14 protein-coding genes and 1 pseudogene are annotated in these 17,540 nt (G+C 61.5%); 2 read left to right on the top strand and 13 right to left on the bottom strand.

Annotation, left to right across the window (positions count from 1 at the left end):
- Window positions 1-210: 210 nt before the first annotated feature.
- From JQS30_RS13035 to JQS30_RS13050, 4 genes are all read right to left on the bottom strand, one after another.
- Window positions 211-831: a GNAT family N-acetyltransferase gene (locus JQS30_RS13035; RefSeq protein WP_213170682.1), complete on the bottom strand. Its 621-nt coding sequence runs from the start codon at window positions 829-831 to the stop codon at window positions 211-213.
- Window positions 828-2,066 (bottom strand): molybdopterin molybdotransferase MoeA, encoded by a 1,239-nt coding sequence (locus JQS30_RS13040; RefSeq protein ID WP_246497918.1) that lies wholly within the window; start codon window positions 2,064-2,066, stop codon window positions 828-830. The genes JQS30_RS13035 and JQS30_RS13040 overlap by 4 nt, the downstream gene beginning before the upstream one ends.
- 62 nt (window positions 2,067-2,128) lie before the next feature.
- A complete protein-coding gene (locus tag JQS30_RS13045) occupies window positions 2,129-3,061 on the bottom strand; it encodes a UTP--glucose-1-phosphate uridylyltransferase (protein ID WP_425498825.1) in 933 nt (310 codons plus the stop codon).
- Between the two features lie 237 nt (window positions 3,062-3,298).
- A complete protein-coding gene (locus JQS30_RS13050; protein WP_213170684.1) occupies window positions 3,299-5,245 on the bottom strand; it encodes a diguanylate cyclase in 1,947 nt (648 codons plus the stop codon).
- Between the two features lie 102 nt (window positions 5,246-5,347).
- Here JQS30_RS13050 and JQS30_RS13055 point away from each other — a divergent pair, with 102 nt between their 5' ends.
- On the top strand, window positions 5,348-5,911 hold the full coding sequence (locus JQS30_RS13055) for a 5-formyltetrahydrofolate cyclo-ligase (RefSeq protein ID WP_213170685.1): 564 nt from the start codon (window positions 5,348-5,350) through the stop codon (window positions 5,909-5,911).
- 206 nt (window positions 5,912-6,117) lie between these two features.
- Window positions 6,118-6,468, top strand: a complete 351-nt coding sequence (locus JQS30_RS13060; protein WP_213170686.1) for an FmdB family zinc ribbon protein — start codon at window positions 6,118-6,120, stop codon at window positions 6,466-6,468.
- 307 nt (window positions 6,469-6,775) lie between these two features.
- On the opposite strand, the gene JQS30_RS13065 is transcribed toward JQS30_RS13060, so the two are convergent.
- The 9 genes and pseudogenes from JQS30_RS13065 to JQS30_RS13110 form a co-directional block, all read right to left on the bottom strand.
- The gene (locus JQS30_RS13065) at window positions 6,776-7,768 is read right to left on the bottom strand and encodes an LPXTG cell wall anchor domain-containing protein (protein ID WP_213170687.1); all 993 of its coding nucleotides are present in this window, start codon (window positions 7,766-7,768) and stop codon (window positions 6,776-6,778) included.
- Window positions 7,769-7,882: 114 nt separating this feature from the next.
- A complete protein-coding gene (nuoH, locus tag JQS30_RS13070; RefSeq protein WP_213170688.1) occupies window positions 7,883-8,845 on the bottom strand; it encodes an NADH-quinone oxidoreductase subunit NuoH in 963 nt (320 codons plus the stop codon).
- Window positions 8,838-9,527, bottom strand: a complete 690-nt coding sequence (locus tag JQS30_RS13075) for an NADH-quinone oxidoreductase subunit C (RefSeq protein WP_213170689.1) — start codon at window positions 9,525-9,527, stop codon at window positions 8,838-8,840. The genes nuoH and JQS30_RS13075 overlap by 8 nt, the downstream gene beginning before the upstream one ends.
- The gene (locus JQS30_RS13080; protein ID WP_281398815.1) at window positions 9,527-10,042 is read right to left on the bottom strand and encodes an NADH-quinone oxidoreductase subunit B; all 516 of its coding nucleotides are present in this window, start codon (window positions 10,040-10,042) and stop codon (window positions 9,527-9,529) included. Before JQS30_RS13080 ends, JQS30_RS13075 begins: the two co-directional genes overlap by 1 nt.
- 167 nt (window positions 10,043-10,209) lie before the next feature.
- The gene (locus JQS30_RS13085; RefSeq protein ID WP_213170690.1) at window positions 10,210-10,578 is read right to left on the bottom strand and encodes an NADH-quinone oxidoreductase subunit A; all 369 of its coding nucleotides are present in this window, start codon (window positions 10,576-10,578) and stop codon (window positions 10,210-10,212) included.
- Between the two features lie 418 nt (window positions 10,579-10,996).
- Window positions 10,997-13,141: pseudogene (locus JQS30_RS17725) on the bottom strand (dipeptide ABC transporter ATP-binding protein).
- An 8-nt stretch (window positions 13,142-13,149) separates the two neighbouring features.
- Entirely contained in the window at window positions 13,150-14,088 is a 939-nt protein-coding gene (locus tag JQS30_RS13100; protein WP_213170693.1) for an ABC transporter permease, read from the bottom strand.
- Complete coding sequence (locus JQS30_RS13105) at window positions 14,081-15,103, bottom strand: ABC transporter permease (RefSeq protein WP_213170694.1); 1,023 nt, start codon at window positions 15,101-15,103, stop codon at window positions 14,081-14,083. Before JQS30_RS13105 ends, JQS30_RS13100 begins: the two co-directional genes overlap by 8 nt.
- A 517-nt stretch (window positions 15,104-15,620) precedes the next feature.
- Window positions 15,621-17,354, bottom strand: coding sequence for an ABC transporter substrate-binding protein (locus tag JQS30_RS13110; protein ID WP_213170695.1), 1,734 nt, complete (start codon window positions 17,352-17,354; stop codon window positions 15,621-15,623).
- Window positions 17,355-17,540: the final 186 nt, after the last annotated feature.

The raw sequence follows: 17,540 nt of genomic DNA on the forward strand, positions 1-17,540 counted from the left end.
GACACGCAGGTCAACGGCAATACGCGGCCCAGTGAGTTACGTCAAACCCGGACAAAACATAGGATGAATTCGCCGGTGCGTGGCCTAACTTCCTACCGGTCGCCTTGCGGCGCAAGCTGCGCCCATGTGGCCGGGAACGAATGTCGGATTGCCGTATCGAACTCACGCGCCCGCCCTTCCCCGAGGTGAAAGCGGTTTCACCGGCCTCGACTAAGAGACGGTGAAGTTGCGCTCTAGCCGGTCGATCATGCGCTCGCCATTGAGGTCCTCGACCGTGATCGCGTACCCGTAGTGGTCGCGCCAAGCCCCATCGATGTAGAGGTACTTGGGATGCAACCCTTCCTTACGCAAGCCCAACTTCTGAACCACCCGGTTCGATGGCTCGTTTTCGGGGCGGACATTGACTTCCAGGCGGTGTAGTCGCCCCGTCGTCAACGCATGGTCGATCACCAACGCCATCGCCGTGGTGGTGATGCCACGTCCGGCGTGTTCCTGGTCTATCCAATAGCCCACATACGCATTGCAAAAGGCCCGCCGCACGATATTGCCGACCGTGAGACCGCCGACTAGTTCATCATGGACACAAATCGCAAACGGCCATGTGGTGCCAGCCTTGGCGCCCTTGCGAAAGACCTTGAGCATGTTCTTGTACGCGGCGACCGAGTGCCCCTTGTACCAGTCACCACCTGGGGAAGGCTCCCACGGAGACAGCCACACTTCGTTGGCGCGACGCAGGCGGCTCCACCGCGATGCGTCGGAGCGCCGGTAGGGTCGCAGCGAGATTTCACGGCGGTGCAGTTCGGCTGGCCAGCCGGGGTTTTTCAGACTCATCGTCGCCTGTCAAGGAGTAGTACGTCTACAGTCGAGCCAGCGGGCACCTGAGTCACCCTCTCTCCCAACACCATCAGGCCCGTAGCGTCGGCGAGGTTGGAAAGGGTGTAGGCTCCACTGCTCATCGGTGCCACTGTATATCCCCCTCCCCTCCTTTCAGCGACGCGGACTGGCCGGAATTCACGCAAACTCGATGGAGAATGGACCCCTTCGATGAGGTTGGCCCGCACGCTCTGACGAAACACGGGCTCGGCCCCCGCCAATCGCAGAATCAACGGCCGCGCCAACACCTCGAAACCGATCATCGCCGCCACCGGGTCGCCGGGGAGACATACGATCGGCACCTCTTCGGGGCCAATGAGGCCAAAACCCATTGTCTCGCATAGATACAGCGCCACCGGGTCAAAGTCCACCGTGCCATCGCGTTGCAGGGTTCGCCGCACCATGTCGCCGGGCCCAGTGGCGGTGCCACCGGTGGTGATGATGAGGTCCGCGCGCAAGATCTGGTCGTCCATGACCACCCGCAGCGCCTCCGGGTCGTCATCACAGATCCCAACTCGGTAGGCATGTGCCCCCGCCTCGGAAGCGGCGGCAGTGAGCAGATGTGAGTTCGCGTCCACCAATTGTCCGGGCTGGGACGGGCGACCCGTGTCAACCAGTTCGTCCCCCGTCGCGATGACCACCACGCGCGGAGTCGGTCGCACGGTCACATCAGCGACTCCGGCCGCCGCCATCAGAGCGACCAATTGCGGAGTAATCTGTCGACCAGCATGAGCCACAACGTCACCCGAGGCACGCTCCGAACCGGCCTCACGCAGGCCGTGCCCACGCTTGGGGGCCTGATAGACCTCGACGGTAGCCATACCCTCGTCGGTCCACGCCGCCGGAATGACAGTCTCCGCGCCGACAGGCAACGGGGAGCCCGCCGCAACCGAAAAGCACGTACCGGGCACCAAACGCACCGGCCGCCACGACGAGGCGGCCAGGTCACCCAGAACCCTAATGCCGGCTGGGCGTTCCGGGCTCGCCCCATGCACGTCCTCGATGCGCGCGGCATATCCGTCGATCGCCGCATAGTCGAATGCGGGAAGCGGGCCCGGGACGGCCACGTCTGCGGCCAAGACGCTGCCTGCTGACTGCGTCATGTCCACGTCGGTGGGCGGCAACGGCCGGACAGCCGCCAGAGCCTCTTTGAGGAACTCCGCCAGCGCCACCGGCTCGACCGTCTCCTTCACCTGCTTCTCCCCCGTCCATTCAATGAATTGCGAATACTTTAGTGCCTCGGCTAATAGTGGGATTACAGTTTCGCAGCAAATTCACGCAACCAGGTACGAAACTCGGGCAAGTCGTCGCGTTCGCTGGCCAATTCGACAACGGTTTGGAGGTATCCCAGTGGTTCGCCGGTGTCGAAGCGGTCTGAGGAGACGATGACGGCGTGGACGCTGGTGCCTTGGGCGCGCATGGTTTCCATGGCGTCGGTGAGTTGGATTTCTCCTCCGGCTCCGGGGCCGGTGTTGTCGAGGACGGGGAAGATCTCGCTGGGCAGGACGTAGCGGCCGACGAGGATGTAGTTGGAGGGCGCATCGGCGATGGCGGGTTTCTCGACCATGCCGGTGACGCGGACGACGTCGTCGCTGTCGGGGAGAGTCTCGATGGCGGCGACCCCGTAGCGGACGACTTGTTCGGGTTCGACTTCCAGGAGGGCTAGGACGATGCCGCCTTTTTCGGCCTGTACGTCAACCATGCGGTTGAGCAGGGGGTCGCCGTCGCGGTAGAACTCGTCAGCTAGCAGGACGGCGAACGGCTCCTCGCCGACGTAGGAGGCGGCGCGGCCGACCGCGTGGCCCAGGCCGAGAGCTCCGCCTTGGCGGATGGCGTAGACGTTGGCGAGTCTTTCGGGTTCGCGGATGGCTTCGAGTCGGGCCTTGTCGCCTTTTTTGATGAGTTTGTCTTCGAGGTCGAAGCGGGCGTCGAAGTGGTTTTCCATGGCTTCTTTGCCTCGGGCGGTGACTAGGAGTGAGTCGAGGCCCGCTCCAGCTGCTTCGGCGACGATGAATTGTAGGACCGGTTTGTCTACTACCGGGAGGAGTTCCTTGGGTACTGCTTTGGTGGCCGGGAGGAATCGCGTGGCGTCACCTGCGGCGGGGATGACGGCCTTGCGGGCGCGGCGCGGTTTGGCTTCAGACATGCTTGCAGCGTAGCTGGCTGGTCGGCGTAGGTGGGGAGACACCACCCGGACGATGTCGTATTAGTCGTCTTTGCCCAAACTGATGTCGTTGGGCGTGTCGCTCTATACAAATATTGGGCGTGACACGAGTGACGCTATGGCAAAGGTGCGCCGAAGTGGCGGTGCCGATGGTAAGTGAACGCTCGCATTGCGCGTGGCCGGTGCGCGTTTGTGATCGTTGGGGCGTGCTTTGTAGTCGGGGTGGATCTCGCTGGTGGAGGTCTTCTTGTGACCGAAGGGTCAGTGCGCTTGGGCGACTCTCCAGGTGTCGCGTCCGGCTGATTTGGCCGCGTATAGGGCGTTGTCGGCGGCGGAGATGATCTCACCGGTGTTTGATCCGTGTTCGCCGAAGACGGCGATACCTAGGGAAATCGTGATGTTGAGCTGAATGGATTGTTTGTCGCCGGGGAGGCGGACGGTGAAGGGCTGGCTGGAGACGGCCTGCGAGAGACGCTCGGCGACGGTGTTGGCTCCGGCGGTGTTGGTTTCGGGTAGCAGCACCATGAATTCTTCGCCTCCTTGCCGGAATGCGGAGTCCACGTCGCGGATTTGGGCGTTGAGGCGGCGGGCGACTTCGGCGAGGACTTGGTCGCCAACGGGGTGGCCGTAAGTGTCGTTGACGGCTTTGAAGTGGTCGAGGTCGATGGCCAGTAGGGCAGAGGGCCGGTTGAAGCGACGGACTCGGTCAATTTCGCGTTGGAGCGACACTTGCAGGAAGCGGTAGTTCCACAGCCCGGTGAGTGGGTCGGTGAGGCTAAGACGTTCGGCTTGGCGGTGCAGCAGCACGTTTTCGACGGCGACGGACGCCTGTTTGGCGAAGGTGCCCAGGGTTTGCAGGTCGGAGGAGTTGAATTCTTGGCCGCCGTAGCGGTTGTACAGGACCAGCACGCCCAGGGTGTTGCCGACGGGTACATGCTCCAGCGCGGTGCCGCCGGGGCCGGAACCGGTGAAGGGGACGGCGATCATGGTACTCGCCCGTGGTTCTCCGGCGACGCGGACATAGCCGCCGGTTTCGCCCTCGACGATGCGGCCCCGGAACGGTTTTCCAGCGGCCGCGATGCCACCGAGGATGCCATGGCCGATGCGAACGCGGACGACGTCGTCGATTCCCAATTCGCCTTCACCTGCTCGCTGTACCAACAAATCCGGGTCATCGACGTCGACTAGGACGATCAGTCCGGCTGAGGCTGAGGTGGACACGATCGCCGTCTCTAGGATCACTTCGAGGATGCGGTCGAGGTCCAGGGTTGAGGAGAGGGTTTGTCCGAGCCGCTTGAGTTGGCCGCGTATCTGGTCGCGACTGGAGGTGAGGGCTTGCACGTATCGCTGCAGTTGCATGGTCATTTGGTTGAACCGGGTGGCTAGGTGCGCCACTTCGTCGCGGCCGCGCACGGGCACGCGGGATTCGAGATTGCCGTCGGCGACTCGGCGGGTGGCTTCAGACAGATCGGTGAGGGGGCGGGTGGTGGAACGGGATAGCCAGGCGGCCAACGCGACCGCGCAGATGGCGGAGATCGCCACCATGGAGGCGAGGGTCCAGTACATGGGGGCCATGGAGGAGGCGGGCACGCCGATATGGATGGGAAGGACGCTGTCGGCCGTGATGAAGTCTTCTTCGGTATCGGAGATGCCTGCGGTCAGTGGCGGGTCGCGGCCGTCTATCAACGTCAAGTGGGAGTCGGTGGCGCGGGCCAGCTGATCGAGAAAGTTCTGGTTGACCAACCGGGTCGCGGTGTAGGTGGCGATGAGGTTGCCCTCGGAGTCCTGTAGCTCTCCTGTCGCCGAAAGGGCGACGATCGCTCCCTGCGAGGCTGCTTGGGGGATCGGTTCGTCGCATACGGCGTGGACACCGTTGGGCATCGCCGCGCCGTAGAAGTGTTTGCTGTCACCATTGTCGACGACGACGCTGTCAGCGATGTCGCGTTGGACAATGAGTTGTGCGATCTCCCCGGCGACGTCTTCGCCGGTGTGCGAGTGGGCCAACGCCATCGTGGCCGCGGAAGTCTGGATACGTTCGCACGCGGTGCCGATGGTGGATTCGACCATGACGGAGGCACGTTCCAACTGCTCGGCGGTCCGGGTGTCGGAGACAGCCGTGACGATGACGCCGACAAAAATCGCTCCGACCAACACGGGCCCGAGCACAACGACAAGAAAGGCTGTCGTCAGTCGCGCGCGCAGTGACACTGAATCCTCCTCATCATCTTCCATTGAAGATTACACAGTGCGATCGACCAGATACAGCCTCCCGTTAGCTATCCGACAGCGAGGCCTGAAAAAATGGCAGGTATGAGCCGCACAACAGGAGAAAAAAACAATCTTCGCAACGACATGCTGGCCCGCCGCAGAGAGCTGACAACGACACAAATGGCGCAAGCCGACGAAGCGATCTTCCTAGCGCTGGTGGAGTTTCTCGACCGACTGCCAAGGAAGTCCTCCCAACGCCGCATTGCCGCGCACCAGCCATTCGGAACCGAACCGGGCGCGACCCTGCGGCCCCGCCTGCCGCAACGGCTCGAAAGCGCGGGCTGGGAGGTCCTGTTGCCGATCACGTTGGCGGACAACGATCTCGACTGGCGGCGCATTGACTCCGATGCCCCTTTGGGGGTGGGCGCGATCACCGGTTGCCTCGCGGTGATAGTGCCAGCCCTGGCCGCCTCCGCCTCCGGCATGCGACTCGGCCGCGGGGGCGGCTCATACGACCGGGCGCTAGCCCGAGTGGACACGGCACCCATCGTTGCGCTGCTGCATGATACCGACTTCCCGGTGGAGGTGCCCAGCCTGCCGCATGATCGAGCAGTGACGGCGGTCATAACCCCTTCGGGGGGAATTTCACCCTGCCCCAGCGCGTGAAGTTGTGCCATCACAGCCCTACTGTGACCCGCGCGCGCTGAGTTTTGGATCACCACGCGCCACGCAGCGCACCCAACAGCGAAAATAGTGTGCTTGGCGCCACTGCCCTTTGCGGAAGGAAACGCTAAGATGGGGCGTTGAATTAATCTGAAAAAGCTGGCCAGAGTGTGCAGAAACTGGCAGCACATCATCAACGGAGGAATGAAGTGCCCGTCTACCAGTACCGCTGCAACGCCTGCGGAGGCGATCTCGAAGCCCGCCAGTCGTTCACCGACGCTGCTCTGACTGACTGCAGCGAATGCGGCAAGGCGGGAACGCTGCGGAAGGTCTTCAACTCAGTTGGCGTGGTCTTCAAGGGATCGGGCTTCTACCGCACCGACTCCCGTTCACAATCCACTGTGGCCGCCCAGCGCAGCCCGCAGGAGTCCTCTTCCTCAACTAAGACGGAGTCGACCTCAGAGACCTCCACGACCAAGTCGGAGTCGTCCTCTAGCGCGACATCCACCGACTCGGCAGCAAAATCAAAGCCTAAGGCGGCCTCAGCGGCGAAGTCATAACCTGGTGGCGATGGACACCATTGCCACCGGTGGGGTGTCACCAGATTTTCATAGAACGCAGGCAGGCCACAGCCCAGTACCGCAAGGTATTAGCCTCGGCGGGATTAACTCAGGGCTACCGGCTTTACCCAGGAGCGGCCCCATCGCGCCCCGAGAGCGCACAATTCGGAGGTAGGTGGGCCTGCCGACAGGTCACCACCTAGACATGGCTTCGGGGGTGGCAACCGCGTATTGCGGTTGCCACCCCCGAAGCTCTTGCGGCTTGTGAATCCTTCGAATCCACAGTTACGTCGCAAAGAACGCTTGGCTACCAGGTCGTCGTAGCGCTCGCCTGTTGCCGGCGACGCCACCACAGGAACGCCGCGCCCGTCGCGGCCAACGCCGCCCCGGCGGATACTCCGATGATGGTGGCTGAGCCAGTCGTCGGTAGCTTCGGCTGCGGCGGCACTTCCTCCGGCGGTACTTCCTGGGGTGGCAACTCGAAGGTCAAGACGCGCCACACTTGATTGTGCCAACCACTCGGATCTGACACGTCGACTCTCGCCCCGGCTTCGATCGCCCGTCGCTCAGTCCCCAAGAGAAGGACTTCTTCGGACGAGTCTCCATTGCGGCCCTGATCGTCATGGTCGTCGTCCTTGGTCGACAACGCCTCAGCCGCTTCGTCTAGGATTCCCGCGTCCGACGCCGACCCCTCGGGATTCGGCTGCGCCGGATTGGCGTGCGCCGGATCGAAGGTGCCGCTGGTGTGCAGGAGGAGATCTAGTCCGTCCCCTCGCTGTCGGAAGCGCAGAGTCCAACTGGTGTCGTGCTCGGTGCTCTCACAGTCCTCGACGATCACATCTGCGATGCGGTTGCGCCCGGGAACCGGTCGGGTGTCACCGCTGTCGCGGTAGGAGTCCGGGTCAACCACCAGACACGAACCGTCGGCGCGGGAGATCTGGATGTCCACTCCGTGGAACTGGCCAACATCATAGACTTCGCCGTTCTCCTCGAGGAATTCCTCATCCCCAACGAGATCGACGCCAGCCTCAGCCTCGCCCAAAGCGGAGAACATCCACACTTGGCCATCGTTCTCAGGGTCAGCGGCGTGATGGTTGTGCTCAAGGGCCAGACCGTTGTCACCCCAGGTGAGTACAAGCCCGTCGTCTTGTTTTGGGTGCAAGAGAGCGGCGACGTCGAAGTGGCCTGCTTGGGTGTCGGGCACGTCGTATTCGAACTGGGCAAGTGCTGCGGTGGCACCAGCAATCGCGGTCGTGGCAGCGAGTCCGGACGCTGCGGCATATGTCAGAAGTTTACGCACCCGCGAATTAGATCAAATTAGGACTTTTCACGTTACCGGGGGTGCACTCTTCGCACTTGGATAAATACCCTGCGTGATGTCAATATGGCTGCCTTGCGCTTCCCCGATGGCGGACTACAACCAAGCCAGCTTGACGGTCGCGGTGAGGACCAGTTGCGCCAAAGCCAAGGGCACCAAGCCCTTCCAACACAATGACTGGATCTGATCGACCCGCAGCCGAGGCCACGCGACCCGCAGCCAGATGACCACCATCGAGACAAGGCCCACCTTCAGCAGCGTCCATAGCCAACCCAGCGCGTCCGGCCCGGGGCCCAACCACCCGCCCAGGAAAAGCACGGTCGTCAAAGCCGAAATGACGACGATGCCCGCGTATTCGGCTAGCAATAGCAAAGCGAATCGCAAGCCTGAATACTCAGTGAGATAACCAAACACCAACTCAGAGTCGGCCACCGGCGAGTCAAAAGGCGGCCGACGGATCTCCGCCATTCCGGCGATAAAGAAAATGACCGCGGCCGGGGCCTGCCAAATCAACCACCACGGCTCCCATGCCTCAACGATCCCGGACAACGACAACGTGCCTGCCGCCATCGCCACCGAAGCGGCGGCGAGCACCAAAGGAAGCTCATAGGCCAGCAGTTGTGCCGCAGCTCGCAACCCACCAATGAGGGTGTATTTGTTGGCACTGGCCCAGCCAGCCATCAGCACGGCCATCACACCAATGCCAATGAGCGCCAACACGATAAACAAGCCCGCGTCCGTTGCTTGACCAACCAAGTCATTGGGACCCAACGGAATAAAAAGCAACGCCAACAAGTACGGAATGAGTGCCACGGCCGGGGCCAGCTTAAAAACCTGCTGGTCTGACTTCGCCGGTACGAGATCTTCCTTTTGCACGAACTTGAGGCCATCGGCGATCAACTGGGCCCAGCCATGGAAACCGCCCGCGTGCATGGGGCCCAACCGGCCTTGCATATGCGCCATCAGTTTGTGTTCAGTTTGCCCAATCACCAGCGGCAAGATCAGAAACGCCGCCATGACACCGCCCAGGCGCAGCAAGATCTCAACCCACTCAGGCATCCTCGTCCTCCCCCGCCGAGGCAGCATCGCGCCTCGCGCCATCCTCATCGGCTAGGCGCTCCGAATGACGCATCGGTTCCCCGAGCTTTCCCCAGGCAGGGTCATCAGGAACCCCCAGCGGACGTTTAGGAGCACGTTTGGGCCGCTTGGATGGCTTGGCGTCAGCCTCAGCAGAGGGCTTGGCCGCCGGACGGCCACCTCCGGGCTCGACCTCACCCGGCCACTGCTTGACAACCCGACTAACGAGCACAAAGTCCTTACGCAGCGGGTGGCCCCTAAACTCAGACGGGAGCAACAGCGGCCGCAAATCCTCATTGCCGCAAAAGTCGACGCCGAACATTTCGTGGGTTTCGCGCTCATGCCAGGCAGCGCCCGGAAACTGCGACACCAGGGAATCGACAACCAAATCAGAAGCCGGAAGCATCGTGCGCAGCAACACGCCCCGATGGCGGTCAAGGTTCCACAGGTGCGCCACCATGCGCATCCCGTCTTCAGCTTCGTCAACTGCTGACAACCAGTCGAAAAAGCCGCACCCCAACCGGTCGCGCACCGCTACTGCGGCCGACAGCCAGGATTCGCTCTCCACATCGACCACGACGCGAGGGCCGTCGCCGTTCAACTGCGCGACATCCAAAGACAGCGTCTGGGCAACATGGCTATACCAGTCGTGCTCCTGGGCCATCACTCATCCCTGCTCTTCGGCTGAACCAGCGGCGCCCGCAACTGACCGCGGCGACGAGCCCGCGGCCCGGCCTCCTCGGAGGCAATCTGCTGTTGTAGCTGGGTAATGCCGTGCAACAGCGCCTCCGGACGCGGCGGACAGCCAGGGACATAGACGTCAACGGGAATGATCTGATCGACCCCCTTCGTCACGCTATAGGAATCCCAGTAAGGTCCGCCCGAGTTCGAACACGCGCCGAAGGAAATAACATACTTCGGCTCCGGCATCTGGTCGTAAAGACGCTTGACAGCCGGGGCCATCTTGTCAGTCACCGTCCCCGACACCACCATCAAATCCGCCTGGCGGGGACTGTGCGCAAAGGGAATCACCCCGAGCCTCATAAAGTCATGGCGGCTCATGGAAGCTGCGATGAACTCGATGGCGCAACAGGCCAGCCCAAAGTTAAACACCCACAGTGAATAACGGCGGCCCCAGTTAAGAATGAAACGAATCGGCTCGCCCAGCACTCCCCCGATACCGCCAGTACCGAAACGGCCAGAGGTGAGACCACTACCGCGCCGGGCCGGAATAGGCAGACTCACCAACGCCGAGCTTTCCGAATCGGAATGTCTCACAGCAGGAGCCCGCGATGAAGAGCCCTCGCCAGTGGCACCGGCGGAATCCGTGTTCTCCTCGGCCGGATCTACTGCCATTTCAAGACCCCTTTACGCCACGCGTAGGCCAACCCGAGAGCCAACACCCCAACAAAAATTCCCATCTCCACCGTGGCAATAAGCCCAAAGTCAGCGAAAACGACCGCCCACGGGAAAATGAAAACAGCCTCCACCGCGAACAGAACGAACAAGAACGCGTAAACGTAGTAGCGGATCTCAACCTGGGCCCAGCCGCTGCCAACCGGATCAACCCCGCACTCGTACGTCTCAGCCTTGGCCGCCGACGGGTCGTTACGACGCAGCAGCCAATTGGCCATCGACGCCACAAACACGAAACCAATGCCAACGGCCAACAGCAGCCCCAAGGTCAGGTAACTGTGCAGATAGGTGGCGGCCATATGCCCACCCTAGTAGCTCCATGGGCTTTTTGGGAAGATGTCGCATTCGAGCGTGGCAGACCTGTTATCTGGTCGCCAGCTAGCCGCCAGCGAACCCCTACAGCATCGCAACCGGTTCACTTTCGCGCTGTGGGCGCTGAAAGCCGCTTCCCTTGCGAAGGCAGCGCCTATTGCCTCCCACATGCCTAAGGGCCCCCTAACCCAGAAAGTGGTGTGGCCCCGGCATATGCCGGGGCCACACCACTTAACGCTACGCCACCGGTGGAGGCGATGAAGCTTCACACGTGACGCCTTGCTTCACCAGCCGCCTCCGGAGGAGGCGGCGAGATCCAGCGCCGCTCGACGCTTCACCAACCGCCTCCAAAGGAGGCGATGAGGCTCTGCACTGAGTTTTTTACTTTGCAGAACCACATCGCCTTTAGAAAAGGCGATGTGGTTCTGCAAAGTGACACGCGGCCAGAGTTTGGCCAGGGTGGTCAGACCGCAAGACCGGCAGCTCCTCAATGCAGCGCTGCTTGTCCGAGTCGCCCAGTTCCTGGAACTTCGGGCAACGGGTGCGGAAGCGGCAGCCCGACGGGGGCTTGCTCGGGTTCGGCACGTCACCTGTGAGAACGATGCGCTCACGAGACCGTTCAAGTTGCGGGTCAGGCAACGGAATCGCCGACATGAGCGCCTGGGTGTAGGGGTGAGCCGCACCAGCGAACAGCTGTTCGGTCGTACCCTGCTCCACGATCTTGCCCAAGTACATAACCGCGACCCGGTTGGCGATGTGTCGCACCACCGACAGGTCGTGCGACACGAACAGGTAAGACAGGCCCAGCTCTTCCTGGAGTTCCTCCAGCATGTTGATCACACCGGCCTGAATAGACACGTCCAGCGCGCTAACAGGCTCATCTAGCATCAACACGCGCGGCTCCAGCGCCAAAGCCCGGGCCACCCCGATACGCTGCCGCTGCCCACCCGAGAACTCGTGCGGGTAGCGGTTACGGTGCTCGGGGTTCATACCCACGCGCTGCAGCAGGTAGTTGACGCGCTCACGTCCACCATCCTTGAACAGGTTGTGAATACGCAGCGGCTCGGCGATGATCTCGAAAACCGTCATACGCGGGTTCAGCGAAGCGAACGGGTCCTGAAACACCAGCTGCATGTCCCGCCGAATCGGCTGCATCTTCTTGCGCGACAGCTTCGTCAGGTCCTTGTCCTGGTAGAACACGCTACCCGACGTGGGCGAGATGAGATTCATCATCAGACGAGCGGTCGTGGATTTACCACAACCGGATTCGCCCACCAGCGCCAACGTCTCATTGGCGGCGATGTCGAGCGACACGTCGCACACCGCGTGAACGTCACCGATCTTGCGACGAATGACGCCCTTGGACCGCACCGGGAAGTGCTTGACGAGGTTACTCCCCGAAATAACTGGCTTCGCGGTCGTGTCGTTGGTGTCTTCGGTCAGAACGTTCATTTACCGTCCCTCCCCTTCAACAGTGTGGTCGACATCCATGTCCTCGTAATTGGCGTGAATGAAGACGTCTTGCGGCCTCTTGCCCTCAAGCTGCTCGGCAAAGTGGCACGCCGAAACGTGGCCCTCGCCGACCTGGAGCAGGTCCGGTTCGGTCTCATGGCAAATGTCCTGCGCCATCGGGCAGCGCGGTGCGAAAGGACAACTCGGCGGCAGGTTTAGCATCGACGGAGGCGTCCCGTTAACCGGAGTCAACCGGCGGCCGCGAGCCTCGTCCATACGTGGCAGCGAACCGACCAAGCCCAACGAATACGGCATCCGCGGACGATAGAAGATATCGTCCACCGTGCCGACCTCGACGGGCTTGCCGGCATACATCACCAAAACGCGGTCAGTGTGACCGGCGATGACACCCAAGTCGTGGGTAATCAGCACCATGGCCGCGTTGACCTCGTTGCGAGCCGCCTCCAGTGCCTCGAGCACCTGCGCTTGGACTGTCACGTCCAAGGCGGTGGTCGGCTCGTCGGCGATGATGACGTCCGGGTTGTTGGCCATCGCGATCGCGATCACGATGCGCTGCCGCATTCCACCGGATAGCTCGTGCGGGTAGGAGTCGACGCGCTGCTCCGGGTTCGGAATCCCGACCGTTTGCAGGAGGTCGATCGCCCGGGCGCGAGCTTCCTTCTTCTTGACGTCCTTGTGGTGCACCTGGATGGCCTCGGCCAGCTGGAACCCGACGGTGTAGACCGGGTTGAGCGACGTCAGCGGGTCCTGGAAGATCATCGAGATCTTCCGTCCTCTAATCGGCGAAATCTGGGCGTCAGTCAAGCCCAGCATTTCGCTGCCCATCAGCTTGACCGACCCGGTGATCTGCGCGGTCTTCGGCAGCAGGCCCATGATCGCGGAGGAGGTCACGGACTTACCCGACCCCGACTCACCCACGATGCCCAAGGACTCACCGCGACGAAGCTGATAGCTCACGCCACGCACGGCCGTGACTAGGCCGTCGTCGGTCGGGAAGGAAACGTGGAGGTTGTCCACGTCCAGCACGACTTCTCCACGTGCTCCGCCAGTGGCGGTCGAGGAATCTGTTGCGGGCATATTCATGCTTATCGCCTCACCATCGTCTGTCGCGGGTCCATCGCGTCGCGGAGGCCGTCACCAATGAAGTTGATCGTCAGCGCGATCATGATGATGAAAATACCTGGCACATAGAACAGGTACCAACGTTCGGTAAACGGTGCCCCTCGGGCGTCATTGATCAGTAGACCCAGGGAAGTGTCCGGTGGCTGAATACCGAGACCCAGGAAGGATAGGGTCGCCTCCGCGAGAATCGCGAACGCGATCTGCAAGGTGGCCGACACCAAAATGACACTCATCGTGTTCGGCAACAAGTGCCGGAAGATGATGCGAAGGTCTGTCGCACCCAGCGACTTGGCCGCCTCGATGAATTCCTTCTCACGCAGCGACAGCACTTCAGCGCGGACCACACGGGCCGTACCCAACCAGCCGAATAGGCCGATGATGAGAGCCATGTGGAACCAGGTGGCACCGCCACGGATCTGACCGGCGAGGGCGGCCGTGATCACCAGGAACGGAATGACGAACATGATCTCCATGAAGCGCGAGATCACCGCGTCGATCATGCCACGGAAGTACCCGGCTACAGCCCCAATGATAGCGCCCAGGCCGGTGGAGAGCAGGGCCACGAGGAAGGCCACCTTGAGCGACTGCCCGGTGGCGCGCATGGTGGTACCGAACATGTCGCGTCCGGCCCGGTTGGTCCCGAAGGGGTGTTCGGCCGAGGGCGGTTCCCACGGCAGCAAGTCGGGGTTGACCCGGTAGTCGTATTTCCACAGGTGCGGACCGATAAAGGCAAACGCCACGATGATCAAGAAGACGATTAGCGAGCCCACAGCCAGCTTGTGCCGGAAGAACCGGGTCATAATCATCTGTAGCTGCGTGCGTTCTTTGGACGTGATCGCCTCTGCGTCGACACGCTTGCCGCCGCCGGCGGGTTGAGTGGTAGGTGTAGTCGTGTTACTCATATCGAATCCTCGGGTCAAGTACGCCGTACAGCAGGTCGGAGACCAAAATGCCGATCAGGACTAGGATGCCGGAAATCAACAGGAACGCCATGAGGGCGAACGCGTCGGTGTTCCGAATTGTTTCGATCGCGTACTGACCGAGTCCACGCCAACCAAAGATCTGCTCGATGACCACCGAGCCACCCAGCGCGGTCGCGACACCCAGCGGGCCGAAGGTCGCGATCGGGATCAGGGCGGTACGCAGAGCGTGCCGCCGCATGACCGTGCCATTGCGGACGCCCTTGGCCCGAGCCAGTCGCACATAGTCGGAGTTGAGAACCTCCAGCATCGCCGCACGCTGATAACGGGCGGCCGCCGCGTAGCCGGTCAACATCAACACGAATGTGGGGATGATCAGATACGGCATGGCGTCCACGAACACCTCCCAAGGATTACCTTGGAAGCCTGCCGAGGAATCTCGATAAGTCTTAAATACGCTGGTGCTGAACAGCTGATTAAGCTGCACCCCAGCTTCCTTCATAAACGCCGCGAACCAGAACGTCGGCATCGCCAACGCCAGGAAGCCGACAAATGTCAGCACGTAGTCCACTATTGAATACTGCCGGACCGCCGAGATCACACCAGTGATGATGGCCAGACCGATCGAGGCAAACGTGGCGAACAGGACCAAACGCAGGGTGACCATGAATCGGCTGCCGATTTCCTCGCCGATGTCATGGGAGGGCCCTTGCACGGACGGCCCCCACTTTCCCTGGATGAGACCGATGTCGCCGCGGTTCTCAGGGATGCCTGTCAGCCACAGCCAGTACCGTTCAGGCGTGGAGCGGTCGTAATAGAGCCGCGCCTCGATGGCCTGAATGGTCTCTGGCGGGACCTCTTCACCGGACTGCTGCAGTTGGAACACTTGTTCCTGAACTGGGTCTCCGGAAATTTCCACTAGGACAAACGCGAGCATTGATGCCCCGATAAGAACCGGAATCATCATCAACAGGCGTCGTATTGTAAAGACAACCATGTTTCCTCGTAACTTTTCTTGGGCGGGACCAGAGTTAGCGAAGCGCGGTGCTGTTTTTCATATGCGCCCCGCCGCTGCCGGCCGGGGTGTGTCATTCCGACCTGCTGGCGGCTCTGGGAGGTGAGTGGGTGGACCCGACGAGGTTCCGCTGGCTGTGGTGCCCCACTGCTGGGGCACTCGGACCGGGATCCCACTTAGGTAGTGGCGAGAGCCTACAGGCCCTCACCACCTGGCCGAGCCGGGTTCGGATGCGAGTCAGTGTGGGTGGTACACCTCCTCCTTAGCTACCCGGCTGCGACACAGGCTGATTCTCCATGAGGCGTCGGGCCAGAGCCCTCCGCCCCAGGTCTTCGCGCTGCTGTTGCCTCGATACTGCTGCCACTGGTCATGTTGTCCCAGCTTAGGCCGCATACTGCGGTCTGGGGTGGCAAAGACGGGGATAAACGCACCTTTTGGGGCGAAAATCCTCCGTTGCGGTAGGAGGCGCGCAAAGGGGAGAGAATCAGCCTGTGTCGAGTTATGCATCGATAACTCCCCATTCGGCCATGTTGTAGAGGGCTCGCATGTTGGAAGCCCAGTTATCGCGAACGTTGACCATACGGTCAGACACCATGATCACTACCTGCGTATCTGCCAGCGGGAGTGAATAGGCCTGAGCGATGGCCGCTTCAACTGCTGCGTTGGTTCTCTTCGCTGCCTCATCCATGTCGGTGGTTTGTTTGATTGCCTCGACCAGCTCATCAAGTTCGGGGTCATCAAGTTTCCCGAAGTTGCTGGCCGAGTCGCTAGACCAGTACTGACTGGGCGCGCCTGTGAACGTTGGGGTGCCGCTCCAGGTGAATGCGACCAGGTCGTAGTTCTGTTCGCTGAGCACCGTGGTCAATTGACCGGCGGAGATGGACTCGAGGATGACCTCGACTCCCATTTCTCCAAGCTGTTGTTGGACCATTTCGGAAACAGCCTGCATGTCGGCGTCATCCGCGTTGGCCCGCATGGTCAGACTTACCTGATTACCCTCTGCGTCCAACAGTTCGCCCGAGCTCGAGTGCGTGTATCCGGCGTCCACGAGCAATTCGTGAGCCATCGTGACGTCGCCCGAACCTTGACCGGTGAGGGTCAGATGGTCGACGTGGTGGTCATCGGAGTTGCGGAAGATGTGGTTGGTCTTGCGCTCGACGCTAGGTTGCACGAGCCCAACAGTGGAGTCGTTGAGCGTATCCACATCGATCATGGTGAAAATGGCGCGACGTAGCTCGAGGTCATCCACCGAGTTGGTGTTGAAGTCAATGTGCGTCCACGAAGGCCCCTCATGAATGCGGTAGCGAATGCCATCGGCTCTGGCCAGTTGGCTGATCATTTCGGCCGAGACTGAGGCGGGGGCGGCGCCGTCAACGCTGCCCTGCCGGATCTCGGTGATGATTTCGGAGGGCTCGATCACCTGGAGCGTGATGGAATCGAGGCTGACCTCGGCGCTACCGGCGTAGTCGGGGTTGGGTTCATAGATCACATAGTCGCCAGCGACGCCATCGCTGATGCGAAAGGGGCCGGCGGACCACGTGGGAACAGTGTCGTCCAAGTATTCCGAGGAGGCGGCCATGACTTCGGCATCGTGGCGCCAGTCGGTGAACCCGGCTGCTTCGACAATGTGAGCAGGATGGGTCACGACGGTGTGGTAGAGCCACTCCGGGTCGAGGTGTCCCTCTTCGTAGGTCACGACGATGGTGCCCTCGTCGGTCTCGTCGATGCGCGCGACATTGCCGCCGTAGGCACGGGAGGCCACAGAGCAGTCCAGGCACTTCTCGGAGTCTCCCGAGAGCTGGTACCAGCTGTAAATGAAGTCGTCGAGAGTGACGGGGTTACCGTCACCCCAGTTGGCGTCCTCGTTCAGTTCGTACTCCACCTGCATCGGAGATTGCGAAATCATGGTCGGTTCATTGGCCCAAAGGGCATCGTTATAGTCCCAGGTTCCGTCTGGCTGCCAGAATCCGGTTTCGGTACTGAGGCCCGCTAGGGCCTGGTACTTCTGCACGTTGAGGTTCTCGGCGCGAACCACGTTCCAGCCTTGCCAAGCGTTGTCGAGCGCCCAGGTAATGTCACCACCTTTCGAGCGCTCACCTGAATTACAGGTTGTCGGGCTGTCGTCGCAGTCCTCGAATCCCACGGTGTCCTCAATATCGCCGTTGGCGCAGGCGGCGAGGACGATCGCGGTCGAGGTTGCGAGAGCAACTCCGACGACCGATTTTCTCTTCACGTACATCCTTCTCCTCTTAAATCACACGCGAAGCAGCCGATACCCGCAGGTTCGTGACCGCATCCACACAGCCACGGGGATTCTCGAAACCAGGTGCACTCTGGTCGATATATGGTGGAGAATCGCCTCGGCCGATACGCGTGACGTGCCATACAGCCTTGCACATAAGAGGCGCAATTCCCCTCA

Origin of the sequence: Natronoglycomyces albus (genome assembly GCF_016925535.1) — a bacterium.
GTDB lineage: Bacteria > Actinomycetota > Actinomycetes > Mycobacteriales > Micromonosporaceae > Natronoglycomyces > Natronoglycomyces albus.